The organism is Salmonella sp. 2018103, assembly GCF_026247685.1.
GTDB classification, from domain to species: Bacteria; Pseudomonadota; Gammaproteobacteria; order Enterobacterales; family Enterobacteriaceae; genus Salmonella; species Salmonella enterica.
Window position 1 is genome coordinate 1,300,725 of record NZ_CP111029.1, and the last position, 21,671, is coordinate 1,322,395.

At 56.6% G+C, this 21,671-nt stretch carries 5 protein-coding genes and 1 pseudogene; 5 read left to right on the plus strand and 1 reads right to left on the minus strand.

Annotation, left to right across the window (positions count from 1 at the left end; translation table 11 throughout):
- Window positions 1-22 precede the first annotated feature (22 nt).
- From OLG56_RS06250 to shdA, 5 genes and pseudogenes are all read left to right on the plus strand, one after another.
- Complete coding sequence (locus tag OLG56_RS06250) at window positions 23-991, plus strand: SinI family autotransporter-associated protein (protein ID WP_061377279.1); 969 nt, start codon at window positions 23-25, stop codon at window positions 989-991.
- Window positions 992-1,110: 119 nt separating this feature from the next.
- Window positions 1,111-6,714, plus strand: a complete 5,604-nt coding sequence (gene ratA, locus OLG56_RS06255) for a DUF823/DUF824 repeat adhesin RatA (protein WP_079900367.1) — start codon at window positions 1,111-1,113, stop codon at window positions 6,712-6,714.
- Window positions 6,715-6,839: 125 nt separating this feature from the next.
- Window positions 6,840-14,156 (plus strand): DUF823/DUF824 repeat adhesin RatB, encoded by a 7,317-nt coding sequence (gene ratB / locus OLG56_RS06260; protein ID WP_079980932.1) that lies wholly within the window; start codon window positions 6,840-6,842, stop codon window positions 14,154-14,156.
- Window positions 14,157-14,257 (plus strand): annotated as a pseudogene (locus tag OLG56_RS22275) (IS1 family transposase); the annotation flags it as partial.
- A 531-nt stretch (window positions 14,258-14,788) separates the two neighbouring features.
- The gene (gene shdA / locus OLG56_RS06265; protein WP_079900365.1) at window positions 14,789-20,158 is read left to right on the plus strand and encodes a fibronectin-binding autotransporter adhesin ShdA; all 5,370 of its coding nucleotides are present in this window, start codon (window positions 14,789-14,791) and stop codon (window positions 20,156-20,158) included.
- Between the two features lie 163 nt (window positions 20,159-20,321).
- On the opposite strand, the gene xseA is transcribed toward shdA, so the two are convergent.
- Entirely contained in the window at window positions 20,322-21,671 is a 1,350-nt protein-coding gene (xseA, locus tag OLG56_RS06270) for an exodeoxyribonuclease VII large subunit (RefSeq protein WP_000953183.1), read from the minus strand.

The following is a 21,671-nucleotide window of genomic DNA, read 5'->3' on the forward strand; positions in this document are numbered from 1 at the left end:
TTTGAGAAAAAGGAGAGTCTGAATGCAAGCAACAGTAAAACGGCGGCTGACGAAGGTCGCTTTAGCATTAGTAGTTGCCGGGTATTGCGCCGCGCCAGCGGTGGCGGCAAACGGTAATCTGAAATCGGGGCAGTGGCAGATTGTCTCTGAACAGACGGGCACCATTCAGGGTTCGGTGCCGTGGATTACCCGTGCAGCGGATAAAACCGCAGATACCGACAAAGATCACGTGACGGTAACTATCGATCGCGGTGAACGTAAAATTGTGACCGAAGGCGATAAGCAATTCCACGTTGGCGATAAGGTCACGGTGAACTGGGCGATTGGCGATACGGAAGGCGACCTGGATACCGACAACGCCGCTACGAAATTGACGGTACAGTGGATGAGATACAGCGACCAGAATGGTAGCAATCCCGAAGAGATTGGCACCAAAGGTAGCGATACCTATGAAATTCAGGCGGGTGACGCAGACCATTATATCGGTATCAAAATCACGCCAACCACCACCACCGGTGACCCTGCCGTGGCAACCGAACTGCTGTTGAAAGACCTGTCGACCGATGCGGGCGGTGGTGCGGATGGCGACGATATTCCGGAAGGTCCGGTGGTGGATGAAAACGTCCATGTGGTTATCTACGAGTCTGGCTCAACCACCAACCTGCTGGGTACCTCTACTCCGCTCAAAACCAACACAACTTATAAAGTTCTGTTGTGGAAAGATAAAGAGGGTGGTACGGCAGGTAAATACGATACCGGTGAAGAGGTTACCAGCCAGTACGACTACCGCTGGAAATTCGTCGGCACCAGTAAAATTGCAGGTACCGGTACTGGCGGTATCGTCAACGAAAGCTGGAACGATAAAGACCTTGTCATCCCTGTCACCAACGCCGAAGCGAAAACGGCGTTCGAGGGAGCAGACGGCGGCGTTACCGTGGGCTCCGACGGTGTCCAGGGCTTTGGTTTGTCCATCGACTACAGACGCAAATAAGTTGTCCTCAACATACCACTCCCTGCGGGGAGTGGTATTTTCCGCGCACTTTGCTTAGCTGCACGCTAAGCAAAGTGGGTTGAATCACGACAGAGAATGAAAACGGGTGGCTATCGCTCATGAACAGGAATCGGCAAGTGAATAAAGTGGTACATTTCTTACTGACATTACTGATCATGTTTGCAGTGTCGATCGCGCCTGCGCAGGCGTTATTGAAGGGCGGGACCTGGCAAGAGCTGAACTCGACGACCGGCGCGGTTAACGGCACCGCGCCGCTGGCCGACGGTGCCACTATTCCCCTGTATCAGGGAAGTATGCTGCTTGACCCTACCAAGACCTACGATATCGAGTTTACCGCCATGCCGCGCGATTTTAGCGCTGATGCCTCCTCAACCTCGATGCGTGCGGTCAACTCCACCGATACGGAAGGCGATCTCTTTACCGATCCGCCCTCCATCGCCTGGGAAAATCAAGAACCGCCGACCATGAGCCTGGTATGGGCCGATGCCGCCACGCCGGATACGCCGCTCTCGCCGCAGCCGATTCTTAACCAGACCTTTTGCGCCCAAAATCTCGCCGGGCGGCAACTGGTTGCCTGGGCGCAGGTGGAAGATGAGAACAGCGTTCCCGCGCTGTGGCTTTATACCCGTACCGGGGTGCCGAACAGTGCGGTCATTCCGCTACTTAGCCCGAAAGTGACGCTGAATATCAAACCGGCGGTGAGCGATCCTGTTTCTGTGAGCGGCGATCATATTGACGCCAACTTTGCAGCCTCGAAAGTCAAAGCGGGGGAGAGCATTACCCTCACTGTCTCTACCAAAGCCTGTAATGGCGACGTGGCGCCGAATGCCGCCTTCGTGATCCGTCGCGAGGATGCAATCAATCGCCAGGGCGTGGTCAATAACGCTAACCCGGTGCGCGTTGGCGATACCGAGTTAACGACTACGCAAACAGAATATCACGGTGTAACGGACGAGCAGGGCAACGCCACGGTGGTGGTGACGCAAGAGCAAGGTCCGGGGGTAAAAACACGACTCATCGTCTCTTCGCAAAGCTATCCCACGCTGACCGACAATGTCGACGTCATTTTCACTACCATCACCAGTCCTGACAGTGATAAGGCCAACATGTACGGTCATATGCTTGAGAACGCCACGGCGACGCTGAACGGTACGACCTACACTTTCACCCGCCCGAAACTGGCGGCGGAAACCAGCGGAAATGGCGGCACCGTTGTGGACACCAACGAAACCTGGGCGCAGTTTACCTGGAGTGGCGCGGATAACCATTGCGACATTCTGCCGGATGCCGAACAACTGGTGGCGCTAAGGCATGAGCATAGTGCGTTGGCAACGTACACCGGCTGGCCGGTGACGGGCGATGCGGAATACTGGTCGTCAACCAAAGATCAGATAAACGACTACCACGCTGCCGTGCATATGAACAGCGCGTCGGTCGTCAGGGCCGCCAACAGCGACACGCTACTGGTCAGTTGTGTGGATAAGGCCCAGCCTGCGGCGCATCCGCAGATAACGCTCTCTCCAGAGGGGCCGTATAAAGCACAGGTGGGGGAATCGATTGATTTAGTGATGACCGTTGTGGATCGCGACACGCAAAAGCCGCTGCCTTATCGCTATATGGAGCTGTTCATTGACCCAGCGAAAAACCGCAAAGGAGAGCATCAGGACGCGTGGGATAACCAACGGGTTACAATCAACACCGAAGATATGCGCGCCTCGTCGCCGGAACACTATACCGGTGTGACCGACGCCAACGGCCAGGTACACCTGACGTTAAAACACGACAGCGGCCTGGGCGTAGAAACGCCCATCCGCATCGTGATGCCGGATGATGAAGGCGGCAGCATCGAGTTGCCCTTTAGCGTCATTTTCACCGTGATAACCAGCCCGGATGTGGACGGCGCCAACATGTGGGGCCACATGCAGGGCGTGGTGGACGCGGGCAACCTGTATAAACGCCCGCTGCTGGCGGTGGAAACCAGCCACAAAGACGGTCAGTTCAGCGAAAACAACGAAGAGTGGGCGACGTTTAATTCAGTGGAAAAAGCCACCGCGCAGTGCGGCATCGGCCAGGTGCCGGATCAGTCATCGCTGGCACATTTATACAGCGAACATGCTGGCGGCAAGATGGAAAGCGAACATGGCTGGCCAACCGAAGACTATTACATCGCCGCGGACAGCGACGCCTCGGGAACGGCGCACGTCAACCTTGAAAACGGCGATAGCGGTAAATTTACCAATCAACCGAATTACCTGACCTGCTCGGCCAACGAAATGGTGGCGCAGCTTGAGGTCTACTTCAATGATGACCCGGCGACCAAAAACAGCGATGCGGTCGCCAAAGTGGGTGAGCAGATTAAGCTGAACATTCATTCGCGCAACGCCCTCAACGGCATGGCGATCGCCTATACCGACTTCACCGTCACCATGGCGAACGGCAAACGGCGCGACGGGCTGACGACCGGTTTTACCGACACCAGCAATGGCCAGATGCTGTTTGATGACGTGGGCTACCTTGCCGGGCAGGCTTATCATGGGATCACCGACGCCAACGGCGATGCGACCATTATCCTCACCCAGCCGAAGGGAGTAGGGCTGCTGACGCCGTTAAGCATTGCGCCCGTCGATTCATTAATCAGCACGCCCGTTTCCCGCAGCGTGAAGTTTACCGTCGCCACCAGCCCGGATACGCCAAAAGCCAAAATGTGGGGCCATATGGCTGATACCATCACCGTCGGCAATCTGACCTTTGAGCGGCCTAAGCTGGCGGATGAAGTGACGCCGGAACGTACTCAGGCTGAGGCTAACGAAACCTGGGCGCGCGTTCTGCATCCTGACGCGGCGGGCAACCCGGATAAGGGCGGCTGCGCGGCGAACCGCCTGCCGCGCATCGATCAGCTTGAGGCGTTGTACAACGCCAACAGCGACGGCGTGATGAAAAGCACCCAGGGCTGGCCGACGCTGCTTAACTACTGGTCTTCGACCTTCCAGAGCGCTACCACGTGGAAACTGATCTCGCTGTTTAGCGGCAGTGAGTTCGCCAACGCCAACGTCTCGATTTACGCCAGCTGTCTGGCCAGCGATAACCCGGCGGCGGCCTCGATTACCATTGAACCGGTGGATGCGTCGCAGTGGTACGATGGCAGCGGCGTTCACGCGGTCAAAGCGAAAAAAGGCGACACGATGCAACTGAAGGTGACGGTGAAGGACGCCAGCGGCAACCCGATCCCGGAAGCGCCGTTTGTGCTCACCCGCGGCGACGGTTACGATCGCAAGGGCGAGAAGTACACCGCCAGTGAAGGCGACGATCTGCAAGGCATCGTCACGCCCGTGGTGATCGATGGCGAATCGCTGGCCTGGACCACCACCAAAATGGGGATGCTGACCGGCGCTGACGGCACCCGCATCATCAGCGTTACCCGCCCGGATACCCACGGCACCCGAACGGCCATTATCGCCACGCTGTATGAAAACGCTGCCGTGAGCGCCAGCATCGACACCATCTTTACCGTCATCACCAGCCCGGATGTCGACGTCGCCCGCATGTGGGGGCATATGTTGCCGTCGCTCACGGCGGCGGATGGCGCGGAGTATCAGCGTCCACAGCTCTATGCTGAATTAGCCAATCAGGCAAGTGCCGCGCAATATACCGAAGACAACGAAATCTGGGCGGGGCTTTATGGGCCAGGCAGTTCAAAAACCGACCCCGCTGTTAACTGCGCTGCGGGCTATTTCCCTTCCATCGAGGCGCTGGATTCGCTCTACAGCAAATACCCAAACCGCACGATAAAAACCGCCCAGGGCTGGCCGATCAACCGTTCTTACTGGAGCGGTTCCAGTTCCTGGTCGTTAACCGGCGGAAAGCCCCGATCCTATTACACTGTCGATCTGGATGATGATTCGCGTCGAAGCGTCGTTAATGACGGTGTGAACGACAGGCAATACCAAATTTGCGCAACGACGCCGAAGACGCAGGCTACGCAAATTACGCTCACCTCCACGCTGGCGACGGATGACACTATTCAGGCGGTGAAGGCTAAAAACAGTGAGTCGATCCCACTGCTCGTCACCACCACCGATGCGGCGGGCAATCCGGTGCCTTATACGACGTTTTCGCTTAAGCGCGACGCCGGGACGCCGCGTAAAGCTGACTACCCGTTTACCAACAGCTACACCATGACGATGACGCAGTCTGGTGGCGCGACGCAAGAGTTTGCCTACAGTTCATCGGTTCTTTATGGGGCGACCGGGGCGAACGGTACGTTGGCCCTTTCGCTTGACGAACCTGGCGGAGTCGGGGTGAAAAGCGTGGTGACTGCCAGCCTGTATGATACGCCGACAGTAACCTCGTCGCTGCCGGCAGTGTTTACCGTTATCACCAGCCCGAACAGCGACAGGGCCAATATGTACGGCCATATGCCGGAAACCTTCACCGCCAGCAACGGCGCGAAGTTTACGCGCCCGCTGCTGTATGGCGAACTCTCATCGCAGAATCATACGTCGAGTTACTTCGAAACCAATGAAACCTGGTTTACGGTGAATAATTTTAATACCGGGAATTATGGCGCGTGCCCGATAAATCAGATGGCCACGCTGGACGATCTCAATTCTCTGTACGGCGATCATCCCAAAGGCAAAGTCACGACCGACATTGGATTACCCATCAAGAAAAAATGGTGGGCAGGCGACAGCCTGGTAAAAAATCAATCCATTTACTGGCAATTTACCGATCTCAATACGGGTAATGGCGGCACCACGTTGGAAACTCCGGGGAATTTCTATTACCAGCTCTGTCTGACGGAACCGCGACAGATGAAGATTGCGTTATCTACGGACGTGTGGAACGCGGATAAATCGGCGGCGGTGGCGAAAACAGGCGAGGCGATACCGATGACGGTAACGGTGACTAACGGAGCCGGGCAGCCGCAGGCGGGGGCGACGGTTATGCTGACGCGTGATTACTCTTATTCGCGTGGCACGGTGGATAGCAAATACATTCAGGCCGGTGTGATTGGCGAGCCGGTTGTGTCCAAAGGCGCGTTATCAGACATGACCCTGACGCCGGTATCGCCTGCGGGTGCGGCAGTGGTGTTTAATAACCAGAGGGGAACCAGCACGAAATGGTATGGCGTCACCGGCGATGACGGTAAGTTGCGGTTCACGTTAAACCAGGATAAATCGCTGGGTTTGAGAACATCCATCACGGCGACGCTTTCGGAGCTGGCTGGCGAGACGGCGAGCGTCGATGCGATCTTTACGGTACCAACCAGCCCGGATACGCCGTATGCGTCATACTGGGGCCATATGCCGGATACCGTTGAGGTTAACGGCGTTACGCTGCGCCGCCCATTCCTGAAAACAGAGATGTCCAAAATGCCGCCAGGCACCTGGCCGCTTAATAATGAAACCTGGGCGGCGAACTATATTGATTATGGTGAAACATCCATTCATGCTACGACATCGCTGCCTTATCTTTGCGGCTCGCTGGAAAACGCCGCGACGCTGGACGATCTGAAGGCGCTGAAGAACATCATTGGCGACCTGCACTGGCCTACGGCTGCGCCGGCGTCGTCGTATACATATGACTATGCATCGCAAACGATGGTTGGCGGTAAGTATTGCTCATTTAACGAAACGACCAATACGGAAAACTGTACGCTTTCAAGTCAAGGTTTTGCTTATGCCTCGTGCCGGGTGCAGTAGGTTGGGTGAGGCGCGCCCAACCTGAGTATCCCTTGCGGCTGGCGTTGTGCCGGTCGCGATGCATTTTTAATTCCTTGTATTAATGGAATGAGCTGCAACGAAATGGACTTTTCTCAGGTACGTCAGTGAAATCGAAAAAGTGTGTCGGTTTTTTATCCTGGTTGCTGTTATGCGCCTTTATTTTAACGCCTTTCTTCGCGCAGGCCGTGCGAAGCAGCGGCGCATGGCAGGAACTCACTGAGCAAACTGCGGCTATTAACGGTACTCCCCCTCAGGCCGATAGTGTGACGATCCCGGTCTATCAGGGCAGCGTGCAGTTGCGCTCTGATGCGGCTAATTCTGTTGATTACTCCGCGAAACCCAGCCAGTTCAGCACCAGCGATGCCGGCAGCGCGATGACCTTAACCAACCCGCACGACACCGAAGGCGATATTTTCGCCGATCCGCCGCTGGCCTGGCAGGCTGAACGCGCGCCCACCGTCACGCTGGTCTGGGCCGACGCCGCCACGCCGGATACGCCGCTGTCTCCGCAGCCATCGGCAAACCTGACGTTCTGTGAGCAAAATATGGCGGGCCGCCACCTGGTGGTCTGGCCGCAACTGGATACCTCAACCGCCGTACCGCCGCTGTGGCTGCTTACCCGCACCGGCGTGCCTTATGACAGCGCGGTAGAGATACTCAATCAAAAGATTGCGGTGGATATTGCCCCCGCCGTGGGCGACCCGGTAACGCTCGCCGCCGATCATCTGGACGAGTCGCTCAACGCCGCGAAGGTCAAAGCCGGTGAAAGCATCACGCTGACGGTGAATACCAAAGGCTGTAACGGCGAGCCTGCGGGCAATATCGCGTTCGTGATTACCCGCGGCGATGCGCTGAATCGCCAGGGCGTGGTGAACAATACCGCGCCGGTACGCGTCGGCAATACCGAACTAACCACCACCGCCACAGAGTATCACGGCACCACCAATGCGGAAGGCGTGGCGACGGTGACCGTCACCCAGGCTAACGGTCCGGGGGTAAAAACCCCGCTGGTGGCGCACCCGTCAGGCGCGCCTGGGCTGAAAGCCGACGTGGACGTGATTTTTACCACCCTTACCAGCCCGGACAGCGGCAGCGCCAATATGTACGGCCATATGGCGGACAATTCCACCGCCACGGTGGATGGCGAAAGCTACACCTTTAGCCGCCCCAAACTGGCGGCGGAAACCGACGGCGAAGACCGCGCCGTCAGTATCAACAATGAAAGCTGGGCGCAGTTCAACTGGGCTAATGCGGATAAACACTGCGATATTCTGCCGGATGCGCGCCAACTGGAAGGGTTAAAAATTGAGCGCGGCGATTTATCCACCACCCTCGGCTGGCCGGTGGGGCTGACATCCGGAGATGAAGAGTACTGGTCCTCCTCCCAGGGGGCGATCGCCGCCGACCATATCAGCATTGATATGCGCAGCCGCAGCCTTACGCAAATGCCGGACTCCACGCAATCGCTGGTAAGCTGCGTGGATAAAGCCTCGCCGGGGGTTACGCCGAAGTTAGTGATTAGCGCCGATAGTTTTGATTCAACGGTCAATGCCGCGAAAGTCGAGGTTGGCGATGAGATCAATATGAAGATCAGCGTGACCGACAGCGCCACCAACAAACCGCTGCCCTATCGCTACTTTAATGTCTATCTGGGCGACGAACAGAATCGCCAGAATCAAAAGAACGCCGATATTGACGCGGCGCATCAGTGGTCGGATGAACCGGTCGTCATCACCAATCTGGAAGGCAGCGACGGTCACTATCACGGCGTCACCGACGCCAACGGCCAGTTCTCGCTGGCGCTGACCCAGGATCGGGGCGCGGGCGTGTTAACCCCGGTGCGCGTGGTGCTGTTCGACGGGACAGAAGCGACGCAGAACGTCATTTTTACCGTAGTCACCAGCCCGGACGTGGCGCAGGCGCGCATGTGGGGCCATATGCAGGGCGTGGTGGAGGCGGGCAATATCTACAAACGTCCGCTGCTGGCGGACGAAGCCGCGCAGGACACCGGCTCTGAATTTGAGAATAACGAATACTGGGCCACGTTTAACTCGGTAACGGCGGCGACAAACCAGTGCGGCGCGGGCCAGGTGCCGGGGCAACTGCTGCTGGATACGCTGTATGCGGCCCATTCCGGCAACGCGATGGAAACGACCTACGGCTGGCCGACGCAGAAACACAGCTATATCGCGGCGGATACCGATGGCTCCACCACCACGCACGTCAACCTGGCGACCGGCGCGGACAGCATGTTCAGCGGCGCTGAACCGAACTATCTTTCCTGTTCCGGCAACGAACTGGTGACCATCCTGAACGTTTACTTCGATGGCAACGAGTCGTTACGCAATGCGGTCGCCAAAGTGGGCGAACAGGTAACGATGAACGTGCACTCCGTCAACGCGCTGAACGGACTGACTGTGCCTAACGCCGCGTTTACCGTGACCATGTCGCATGGCAAAAATCGCGACAACGCGACGACCGGTTTTACCGACTCCAGCGACGGAACGTTGGTCATGGGGGGAACCTCGTTTGGCTCCTCCCAGGCGTCGATGACGTATCAGGGCATCACCGATGCCGAGGGGAACGCCACGCTGGTGATTGAACAGCCGCAGGGCGTCGGCTTGCTGACGCCGCTGACCGTACTGCCGCTCCACTCGCTGATCACCGCCCCCGTCAACCGCAGCGTGAAATTCACCGTACCCACCAGCCCCGACACGCCAAAAGCGCATATGTGGGGACATATGGCGGATACGCTCACCGTGGGTGATATGGAATTCCAGCGGCCAAAGCTGGCGGCGGAAGCGACTGCCGCGACCAGGACCGAAGATCAGAATAACGAAACCTGGGCGCGCGTTACCCATGCCGATGCGCTGAACAACCCCGACGCCGGAGGCTGCGAGGTTAATCATCTGCCGCAAGATCACCAGCTTAGCGCACTCTATACCGCGAACGATGGCAATAAAATTCACACCGTATCCGGCTGGCCGACGTCGTATAACTACTGGTCTTCCACCTTCGCCAGCGCCAGTTCGTGGCAGACGGTATCGCTGGCCTCCGGCGACAAAACCGCTTCCGGCGACGCTTCCGATTTTGTGAGTTGCCTGGTTGGCGTCAATCCCACGGCCGCCTCAATTACCATCGAACCGGTAGATACGTCGCTGTGGTATGACGTCGGCGGCGAGCACGCGGTGAAAGTGAAAAAAGGTGACACCCTTCAGCTCAAGGTGACGGCGAAAGACGCCAGCGGCAATCCGGTCCCGGATGCGCCGTTTGTGCTCAGTCGCGGCGACGGCTATACCCGCCAGGGGGAAAAACATATCGCCGGTAGCGGCGACGGCATCGTTTCTGCGGTGGTCATCGACGGTGAATCGCTCAACGATACCGCCACCAAAATCGGCGAACTGACCGGCGAGGACGGCAGCAAAATTATCACCGTCACCCGCCCGGATACCCACGGTACGAAGGTCGCGATTACGGCAGCGCTGTACGATAACGCCAGCGCGACGGCCAGTATCGACACCATTTTTACCGTGGTCACCAGCCCCGACAGCGATAAGGCTAAAATGTGGGGCCATATGCCGGAAACGGTAGCGGCGGCCAACGGCGAGGTATTTAAGCGCCCGCTGTTATCGGCTGAAATCGCCAGCGGTATTACCCACGGCAGCAATACGGAAAATAACGAAACCTGGGGCAGCGTGAATTTTGAGGTGGCGAAAGATGCCTGCGGCGCGGGATTTGTGCCCTCGCTTGCCGATCTCCAGTCGCTGTACGACACCTGGCCAGGCGGCGCCATGAATACCCAGCAGGGCTGGCCGCTGGACGGTAAAAACTACCAGGACAGCACCGCCGATTTGAGCAGGAGTACGGAAAACCGCTACGTTAAGTCGATTAATCTGCGCGACGGCGGCATTGGTTCGCTGCTGTGGGATGAAAAACTCTATTTTGTCTGCCTGCAAAACGCCCATCCGGTGGCGACGCAGATAACGCTGACTTCGCCGCAGTATAACGACAGCGATGGTTTCGCTAAAGCGAAGGTCGGCGAGACGATTCCGGTCACCATCACCACGCTGGATGCCCAGGGCAAGCCGGTGGCGGACACGCCGGTTATCTTTACGCGCGGCGACAGCATTGGGCGGGCGAATCAGGAGGTTAACGGTTCGCAGGCGGCAGCCATACAGATTAACCACAGCGACGCGCGCAACAGCGGCGTTGAGTATTACACCGCTACCGGCGCGGACGGTACGCTGACGCTGGATATCAGCCAGGACGGGGGCGCTGGCTTTAAAACGCCGCTGATGGCGTCGATAGAGCACAGCAACGCCACAACGACCGCGCCATTGCCGGTTATTTTCACCGTGGTTACCAGCCCGGACACCCCGAAGGCCAGCTACTGGGGCCATATGGCGGAAACGTTAACCGACAGCAGCGGCGTTGTGTACAAACGTCCGCTGCTGGCGAGCGAGTTCAGCGCTACGCCCGGCAAAACGCTGACCATCGCCAACGGCTACTACGACAAGGGCGAAACCTGGGGCATGATAACCGTCGATAAAGCCTGGAACGGCGTCAGCGGCGGCTGCGGGCGCGATTATCTGCCCAGCGTCAGCAACCTCCAGACGCTGTACAATACCTGGCCTGATAATGCCATGCGCAGCCGTAACGGCTGGCCGATGACCAGTTCGGGCAACAACAACGTCAGCCGCTACTGGTGGGCGGGGGATTACGTGATATCGTCAGACGGAGCGCAGTCGCTGTACGCGGCGGTCAACCTGTTTAACGACGGCAATGATGTCAAAACGACGACCAGCACCACGGCTTACTACATGCAGACCTGTCTTGCCTCGCCGCGCCGCGCCGCTGCCAGCCTGACGCTGACGCTGGCAGGCCAGGATGAAGCCACCGGGATTGCGAAGGCGAAGAAGGGCGAGCAGATTGCCGCCACCGTCACGGTGAAAGACGCCGCAGGCCAGCCGATGAAAAACGTGATGGTGAAAATCAGCCGGGGAACGTCGTACAATCGCGCCAACAGCGCCGCATCGGCTTCAGGTGCCACAGACGATATTACGCTACGTAATGTGATGCCGTCTGGCCTTGCGACATCCCTGCTGGATACCTCCGCGAAATATCTGTACGTGGAAACTGATGAACTGGGTCAGGTGACATTTACCCTGGCTCAGGACAGTACCACAGGTTTAAAGACCACTATCAGCGCCGCCACGATGGACGGCAGCAACCTGACGGACAGTAAAGACGCAATCTTTACCGTTATCACCAGCCCGGATACCGACAAGGCCACATACTGGGGCCATATGCCGGAAACCTTTACCAACAGTAAAGGGGTAGAGTTTGCCCGGCCGCTGCTGCGCGCCGAGCTTTCTTCAACCACGGATACTTCTGGCTATTTGGCAAATGGTGAAAACTGGTATACCTGGAGCCGTTATCCAAACCTGTATCAGGATTCCGCCAGCCCGTGTGATCGCCTGGGGTTGCCGACGATGGATGAGTTAAAAACGCTGTATGCCGACTATCCGCAGGGCGGGCTAACGGCGGCCTTTGGGCTACCGGTGGCTGGGGGGAAATACTGGGGGGCGGGGGATTCGAAAGTCAACGATACGCACTCGACGAATAATTTCCAGTACATCAGGCTAAATACCGGCGAGACGACAACGACAAGCACCAATACTGCAACGGCGCAACTCTGCCTGGCGAAGCGCAGGGTGCTGTCGATAGCGCTGACTTCCAGCGCCATGAATGCCGAAAAATCCGCTGCGCTGGCGAAAAAGGGGGAAAAAATTCCGCTTACGGTGACCGTCACTGACGGCGCTGGTACGCCGCAGCCCAACGTCCCCATTCGTCTGGGGCGAGGGAACTATTCGCAAAACCGGGCGGGCGGCAATGAAAACGGCAGCAATAGCGACATGCTGTTAACGCCGATTGCGCCGCCAGCGGATGCCAAAGCGTTTGCCTATCATTATTCCGGCGAGCAACTCTGGTACTGGTACGGCACCACGGATGAGAGCGGCAGAGTGCAGTTTGAACTGACGCAGGATAACACCCCCGGCCTGAAAACACGGCTGGAAGCGATGCTTCCCGACAATCCGCCGACGGTCAGCGATATGGACGCGATTTTCACCGTCATCACCAGCCCGGACAGCGTGAAAGCCAAATACTGGGGCCATATGCCGGAAACGGCGACCAACAGCGCGGGCGTGGAATTCCGCCGCCCGCTACTGGCGGCGGAGATGACGTCGAACAGCGGCACCTATTCTTACAATAACGAAACCTGGCCGCTGGTGACCATCGCGAACACCCAAAAAGCGGGCGCGACCGGCTGTGATGCGCAGTACCAGCCGTTATTAAACGACCTGCAAACGCTGTATGACGATAATCCCAACAGTGCTATCGGTACGGCGTTCGGCTGGCCGGTTGGGGCGGGTAAATCCTGGCTGGCGGTAGACCAGGAAACAGGCACCGGGTATTACCAGTATCTGCGGCTGGATACTGGCGCCAAAGGCCGTTCCAGTTCCACGAGCGTGACTGGCGCTCAGGTGTGTCTGGTCGAGCCGCGTACTTCTACTCCTGCCAGTATTACGCTGACCTCGACGGCGATGGACGGCGCGAAAAACGCGGCGGTAGTGGAGAAGGGAAGCGCGATGCCGTTAACGGTGACGGTAAAAGATAGCAGCGGTAACCCGGTCGCCAACGTCGGTTTTACGTTGTCACGTGGCGATTCGAAAAATCGGGCAGGTACGGTGGTAACGGATGGCGACGTGGCAGCGGATGCCGGAGCAGACGATCTCATGCTTAAAGCGCTGACACCCGCAAGCGCCAGCCAAAGTATGACCACCACCGGGATTGTCTTTACCGGCACTACCGGCAGCGACGGTACGGCAATGTTTACGCTTAATCAGGATAAAAGCCTGGGGTTGAAAACGCCACTCACGGTGAAACTGACGGACAATACGACTCTTCACGCATCACTGGATGTGATTTTTATGGTACTTACCAGTCCGGATACGGATAAAGCGTTGTTCTGGGGAAATATGGCGGATACGACATCCGTTAACGGAAAAACGCTGCATCGTCCGTGGCTTCAGGCTGAGCTGCTGTCAGGCGTGACGCCAGTATTTACCAACGGAGTGCATACAAATAACGAGTACTGGGCGATGGCGCATACGGTGGACAACACTAAATGGGATATTGCCAAGCAGTGCGGTAGCCTTAGCAAAGCACCAGATAATAACGACCTGTTGACGCTGTATCATTCCATTAGCTCGTTAGGCTGGCCGACGCAGGGCTATCCCTATTTATCTCAATCAACCTCGAGCGGCGGCATGTATTGCGGCGTGGATGAGAATACCAGGAATCAAAACTGCGCCATTAAGCCGGCAAGTTCAGCAGGTTATGCGACGTGCGTGGATTAACGTATTAAGCGTCTGGCACGAAAAAAATCTGCTTTTCATGTTCCATTGAGCTTCATGAAAAAGTAATCGACACATTCATTGAAAAGTATATGTTCTGCTAATTGGAGTCACCACCGTTTGCCGCGAGTGTGTAAAAGCGCCGTCTCGCTTCTGCAACCCGGCATCTGGCGCTACCCATATACTCTAAATAATTCGAGTTGCAGGAAGGCGACATAAAGTAAGTGACTGGGGTGAGGGAACGCAGCCGCAGTACATGCAACTTGAAGTATGACGAGTATATTTACAATAACACCAGGTGTCGCATGATAATCACACCTTTTTCCTCACGCATCTATTTATCTCAATATATGAAACCATTAAATATCATTCATAATATAAATATTTATAAAATGGATGGATGTATTTATATCAATTATGAATTAATCAAAGGTTGACCTGGCATTGAAATAGGCCTTGAAATTAGTTAATAATCTGTCTTTGATAATATATTGTTACAGATGATTGTAATCATTCATAGAACTATATTTTTGTTATTTATTATTTATCTCATTTATATACACCATTTAAAAGCTATTTACAGCCAATCAAAATCAAGTTTGCTTCGTGAACGTTATTAAAAGGAAATTTAAAAATTGAACAGGACCTACAGTATCGTCTGGAGCGCCGTGCGAAATATGTATGTCGTGGCTTCAGAACTGGCGCGAGGCCACAGCAAAGTTAAAATACAGGCGCACGCTAATGAAGTCGCCCTTTCTATTGAAAAGCCTGAGTCAGGATGGATAATTAGTGCAAAACACAATGCGCTGGCCTTCGCAATTGTTGCCGCGCTTGGGTTCGCCAGTCCGCTGGCTATGGCCGATAATTCGGTGTCCTACATTGACGGAGTCGACCACGACCTGAACGCAGAAACGTCGCCAATTTCTTATTCAGGTACCGGCCAGGGTACGGCACTGTACCTCGAAGGTTTGGCAACGGCTAAGGGGGGATGGCAGCCAACCTCAGGCACAGGCACGGGCGTTGTGATTGAAACGGACGGCGGCGGCGCTCTCCTCCCGGACGGTAGCAGCCATGCAGCCGCCACGGCGGTTAAGCTTACTAACGGCGCGATGCTTAATCTTACCGACGCGGTAATCACGACGTCGGGAGAATATGCTATGGGTATCGAGCTATCAGGACAGAGCAGCATAATGCTAACGGGAGGGACTCTCCTGGCCGGAGGCAATTATGGCATCATGACGCTCAGCGGCGAGTCGCAAGCGACATTGAGCGACATCAAGGTAACAGCAACAGCGGAAACCGGCAGCGATGTAGTTTCGCAAGAAGGCAGCACGCTGAACATCACGGACGGGAGTGAAATCACGCTCACGAGGGGACAACTGCGCGTGGTTGGCAGCACAACAGGCAACGCTTTCCTGAATGTGAGCGATAGTACAGTGAGTTCCACGGGTACAGACAGTACTGTTATCGCGTCCAACAAGGGCGTTCTTGATATTACGAACTCTACCGTCATGCACGATAATGCCAAAGGCGCAGCCATTGAGGCTGGTAATGCCTCAACGGTGACTATTTCCGGCGATAATAAAAGTTCGATGGTCATCAACTCCAAAGATATAGGCATTAAAAGCGCCAAATCTTCCGTCAACATTGACGGCGCCACCATCATCGCCAAAGGCGATGGCATTTTGATGACCACGGGGGGCAGCAGTTTTTACAGCAATAACTCCGGGCTGACGGTCAACAATGCGGACGTGACCTCAGACGACGCCGCCGCGCTGCACGTTGATAAAAACACGGTGATAGAAAAGCCCATTACATTAACCGACAGCACATTGACTGGCCCAACGGCTATTAAACTGGATAATGCGGCAACCGTAGAGGCCAACAACACAACGCTGAATGGCAACATTGACGCGGGGAGCACAGTATCGTCCTTGTCGCTGGCCGAAAAATCCTCACTGCAAGGGAGCGTCAACGGCCTGAACAGTTCATTGACGCTTGACGAAACCAGCCAGTGGAACATGACCGACCCGTCAACCGTCGGCAACCTGACCAACGACGGCGGCATTACGCTGGGCAACGCGAGCGGTTCGACAGGTACGCTGCTGACGGTGGACAATACCCTGACCTTGCAGGACGGCAGCCAGATAAACGCGACGCTGGATACCGCCAACAGCTCGCCAATTATCAAAGCCACCAACGTCACGTTGGACGGGACGCTGAACCTTAGCTCAACGGCCACCTTTGTCGCGCCCGAAACCGACGAGCACTTAGGATCGTTCACGCTGATTGATTCGCAAACTGCGATCACTACCGATTTTGACAGCGTAACGCTGGATGCCGATATCTCTGCTATGCCGGATTACCTTACGATCAACGCGGGCGTTGATGCGAATGATAATACCAACTACGAGTTGTCTACGGGCTTGAGTTGGTACGCGGGCGCAAATTCTACGCGCGCTGCGCATGGCACTTTTACCGTTGATGCAGGCAGTACCTTTACCGTCACCAGCGAACTGGATGAAACCACGGCGACCTCCAACTGGGATGGCAGCAAGCTAACCAAACAGGGCGACGGCACGCTGATCCTCAGCAACACTGGCAACGACTACGGCGACACTGAAATTGACGGCGGCATTCTGGCCGCCAAAGACGCCGCCTCGCTCGGCACTGGCGATGTGACGATTGCAGAAAGCGCAACGCTTGCGCTGAGCCAGGGCACGCTGGATAACAACGTGACCGGCGGGGGCCAAATTGTCAAAACCGGTAACGATGAGCTGATCGTGACCGGCGATAACACTTACAGCGGCGGCACCACCATAACCGGCGGTACGCTGACGGCTGACTATGCGGATTCACTGGGCACTGGCGTTATTGCCAACAGCGGCGTGCTTCAGGTCGGCGAAGGCGAGCTGGAAAATACGCTTTCTGGCAGCGGCTCGCTGGTGAAAACCGGTACGGGCGAGCTGACGTTAAGCGGCGATAACACTTACTCCGGCGGCACCACTATTGACGACGGTGTGCTGATTGCCGCCAACGTTAACGCGCTGGGCGGCGGTGATGTCGATAACGCGGGTACGCTGAAGCTGGACGCGGAGGGCGAATTCAACCTTGCGAATGTCACAACCCAGTCTGGAGCAACGACTGAGCTGGCCAAAGGTACGACGCTCAACGTCGACTCGCTGACTCAGCAAGCCGATAGTACGCTGAATATTGACCTCAGTAAGGCCAACGGTGAAAGCGCCATTACCGCCGACAGCGTCACGCTGGGCGGCACGCTGAACGTCACCGGCATCGGCAGCGTTACAGACAGCTGGACGCCTGAGGCATACACCTACACGCTGATTGACAGCGACAGCGCCATTACCAGCGATTTCGACAATCTGACCGTCGCGGGAATGAATAGAGAAGATGTTGACTTCCTGACTATCGACGGAAAAGTCGACGAAGCAGACAACACCCACTATGATCTGACGGCCTCCCTCTCCTGGTATGCGGACAGAGACAACGCTTCTACCGACGCTCACGGTACCTTTACCCTTAGCGACCCTGACGGCAGCTTTAACGTTGCGGCTAATCTGACAGACGTTGACGACACGCTTGATCCGAATAGCACATGGGACGGTAAATCGCTGACCAAAGAAGACGCAGGCACGCTGATCCTCTCCGGCGACAACGACTACAGCGGCGGCACCACCATCAATGAAGGTACGCTGGTCGCCGCCAGTACGACGGCGCTGGGCACCGGCCTGGTCGACAATAACGCCACGCTGGTGCTGGACGCAGATGGTGAAGTCAGTGCGGTGGGCGGCATCACCACTCATAGCGGCGCGACGACCCAACTGGCGCTCGGCACCTCGTTGGATCTCGGCGACAGCGCGTTAATTCAGCAAGATGGCAGTACGCTGAACGTTGAGCTGAATAGTGACTCAGTGCAACCGCTGATTACCGGCGGCAGCGCCACGCTTGGCGGCGATCTGGTCGTCAGCGACGCCAGCCTGCAAGCGCGCGCCTCCGACGCGGAGTTCCAGTCCTTTAAACTGATGGATATGGACAGCGATATCAGCGGCGACTTTACCAGCCTGACGATGAACCTTACTGACCAGCCGGACTATCTGACCGTAACCGGGACAATCAATCCTGAAGATGCGTCAGAATATCTGCTTACCGAAGGGCTGAGCTGGAATGCGACCGCCACGTCAGCGACGCCAGCACATGGCACGTTTACCCTGGGCGCAGGCGACAGTTTTGAAGTCACCAGCGTACTGGGCGATAAAACCGGCAACGGCGACTGGGACGGTAAATCGCTGACCAAACTGGGCGCGGGTAAACTGACGCTGAGCGGCGCGAATACCTATAGTGGCGATACTAACGTACAGGAAGGCACGCTGTGGCTGTCCGGGGACGGTACGATTGGCGAAATGGGCAGCCAGCAGGCGGTGAACGTCGCCTCTGACGCGACCTTCGGCGGCAGCAACGGTACGACCGTTAACGGTAAGGTGACCAACGAAGGGACGCTGGTCTTCGGCGACAGCGAGGAAACTGGCGCCATCCTCACCCTCAATGGCGATCTGATCAACATGGGGACGCTCGCCAGCGGCAGCTCCTCCAGCACGCCTGGCAATACGCTTTATGTCGATGGCGATTACACCGGCAACGGCGGCTCGCTTTACCTGAATACCGTCCTGGGCGACGATGATTCGGCGACCGATAAGTTAGTCATTACCGGCGATGCCTCCGGCACCACCGATCTGTACATCAACGGCATCGGCAATGGGGCGCAGACCACTAACGGTATCGAAGTGGTGGATGTTGGCGGCACATCGACAAGCGATGCGTTTGTGTTAAAAAATGAAGTTAACGCCAGTCTGTATACCTACCGTCTGTACTGGAATGAAAGTGACAACGACTGGTATCTGGCGTCAAAAGCACAGTCTGATGATGACGACAGCGGCAGTGATGTCACGCCTCCAGATGATGACAGTGATGTCACGCCTTCGGACGACGGCGACGATGGCGGTAATGTCACGCCTCCGGACGATGGCGGCGATGTCGCACCGCAGTACCGTGCGGATATCGGCGCGTACATGGGCAACCAGTGGATGGCGCGCAACCTGCAAATGCAGACCCTCTATGACCGCGAGGGTAGCCAGTATCGTAACGCCGATGGTAGCGTATGGGCGCGCTTCAAAGCGGGTAAAGCGGAATCCGAGGCTGTCAGCGGCAATATCGATATGGACAGCAACTACTCCCAGTTCCAGTTAGGCGGCGACATTCTGGCCTGGGGCAACGGCCAGCAGAGCGTTACCGTTGGCGTCATGGCGAGCTACATCAACGCCGATACCGACAGTACCGGTAACCGTGGCGCAGACGGTAGCCAGTTCACCAGTAGCGGCAACGTAGACGGCTACAACCTTGGCGTCTATGCCACCTGGTTTGCCGATGCTCAAACGCATAGCGGCGCGTATGTCGACAGCTGGTACCAATATGGTTTCTACAACAACAGCGTAGAGAGCGGTGATGCGGGTTCTGAATCTTACGATTCAACCGCTAACGCTGTCTCGCTGGAAACCGGTTATCGCTACGATATTGCGCTGAGTAACGGCAATACTGTCAGTCTGACGCCGCAGGCGCAGGTTGTCTGGCAGAATTACTCAGCGGATAGCGTGAAGGATAACTACGGCACCCGGATCGACGGTCAGGATAGTGACAGTTGGACAACGCGCCTGGGTCTGCGAGTTGACGGCAAGCTGTACAAGGGCAGTCGTACGGTTATCCAGCCGTTTGCTGAAGCTAACTGGCTGCACACCAGCGATGATGTGTCGGTATCGTTTGATGATGCTACGGTGAAACAGGATCTTCCGGCTAACCGTGCGGAGCTGAAAGTAGGTCTGCAGGCAGATATCGATAAGCAGTGGAGCGTTCGCGCTCAGGTTGCCGGGCAGACTGGCAGCAATGATTTTGGCGATCTGAACGGTAGCCTCAATCTGCGCTATAACTGGTAAGTTAGTGACAAAACCGGGCAGGTATTCTCTGCCCGGTTTTGAGGCGAATGACAAACCGGTTGATCGTCAGATTATGGCTACACCTTATCCAATGTGGCGCGTAGGTTGGCTGAGGCGAAGTCGAAACCCAACATCGCGCTGCAAAGGGTAGGGGAGTGTTGGATTACGTGCCCGGCGTGACGGATTTGACTTCACTTTCAAGCCAGCCGTCCTCCAGTCTCGTGGTCATGATATCGCCTGCTTTGACCTGTTTGATCTTTTTCAGCACCTTGCCGTCCGTTGTCGTCGAAACCGTATAGCCGCGCGCCAGCGTGGCTAACGGGCTGACCGCCTCCAGATGCGTGACCGCGTTGCCAAAGCGTTCGCGCTGTTCGCTTAACCGTGAGCGGATATTCTCCGTCAGACGATATTCCAGCTGTTGGATGCGCGACTGCGCGCGGTGAATTCGCGGCTGCGGATTTTGCTGGCTCAGGCGTTGACTTACGCGCTGTTGGCGCTGAGTGGCCTGCTTAATCCTGGCCTCAAGCGCAAACCCCATCCGTTGGCGTAGACGTTCCAGCGCGGTTTGCTGGCGGGCCAGACGCAGTTGCGGGTGTTGCTGTTGCAGGCGGTGAAAAATCTGCGTGAAACGACGGCTGCGGTTGGCGAGGTAGTAGTCCATCGCCATGCCCAGACGCTGCTGGGCGGATTGAATCTGGCGCAACAACTCCTGCTGGTTACGGCTGACAATTTCTGCCGCTGCTGATGGCGTCGGCGCGCGCAGGTCGGCGACAAAATCAGCTATCGTGACGTCCGTTTCGTGACCGACGGCGCTGACCACCGGAATGCGGCTGGCAAAAATCGCCCGCGCCACGCGCTCGTCGTTAAAACTCCACAAATCTTCCAGTGAGCCGCCGCCGCGCCCGACAATTAACACATCACACTCGCCCCGCGTGTTCGCCAGTTCGATAGCACGAACGATCTGCCCCGGCGCGTCATCGCCCTGGACCGCAGTCGGGTAGATAATAACGGGCAGGGATGGGTCACGACGCTTTAGCACGTGGAGAATATCGTGCAACGCTGCGCCGGTTTTCGAGGTGATCACCCCCACGCAGTGGGCCGGGGAGGGTAACGGTTGTTTATGCTGCTGATCGAACAACCCTTCGGCCTGGAGTTTGGCTTTTAGCTGCTCATATTTCTGCTGCAACAAGCCTTCGCCCGCCGGCTGCATACTTTCGGCGATGATTTGATAATCGCCGCGCGGCTCGTACAGCGTAATATTGGCGCGTACCAGCACCTGCTGCCCGTGCTGCGGGCGGAACGTCACCCGGCGATTGCTGTTACGGAACATCGCACAGCGCACCTGAGCGGTATCGTCTTTGAGCGTAAAGTACCAGTGGCCCGACGCAGGCTGCGTGAAATTAGAAAGCTCGCCGCTGATCCATACCTGTCCCATCTCCTGTTCTAACAGCAGACGAACCGTCTGGTTAAGGCGGCTTACGGTAAAAATTGAGGAAGTTTGAGAGGATAACAT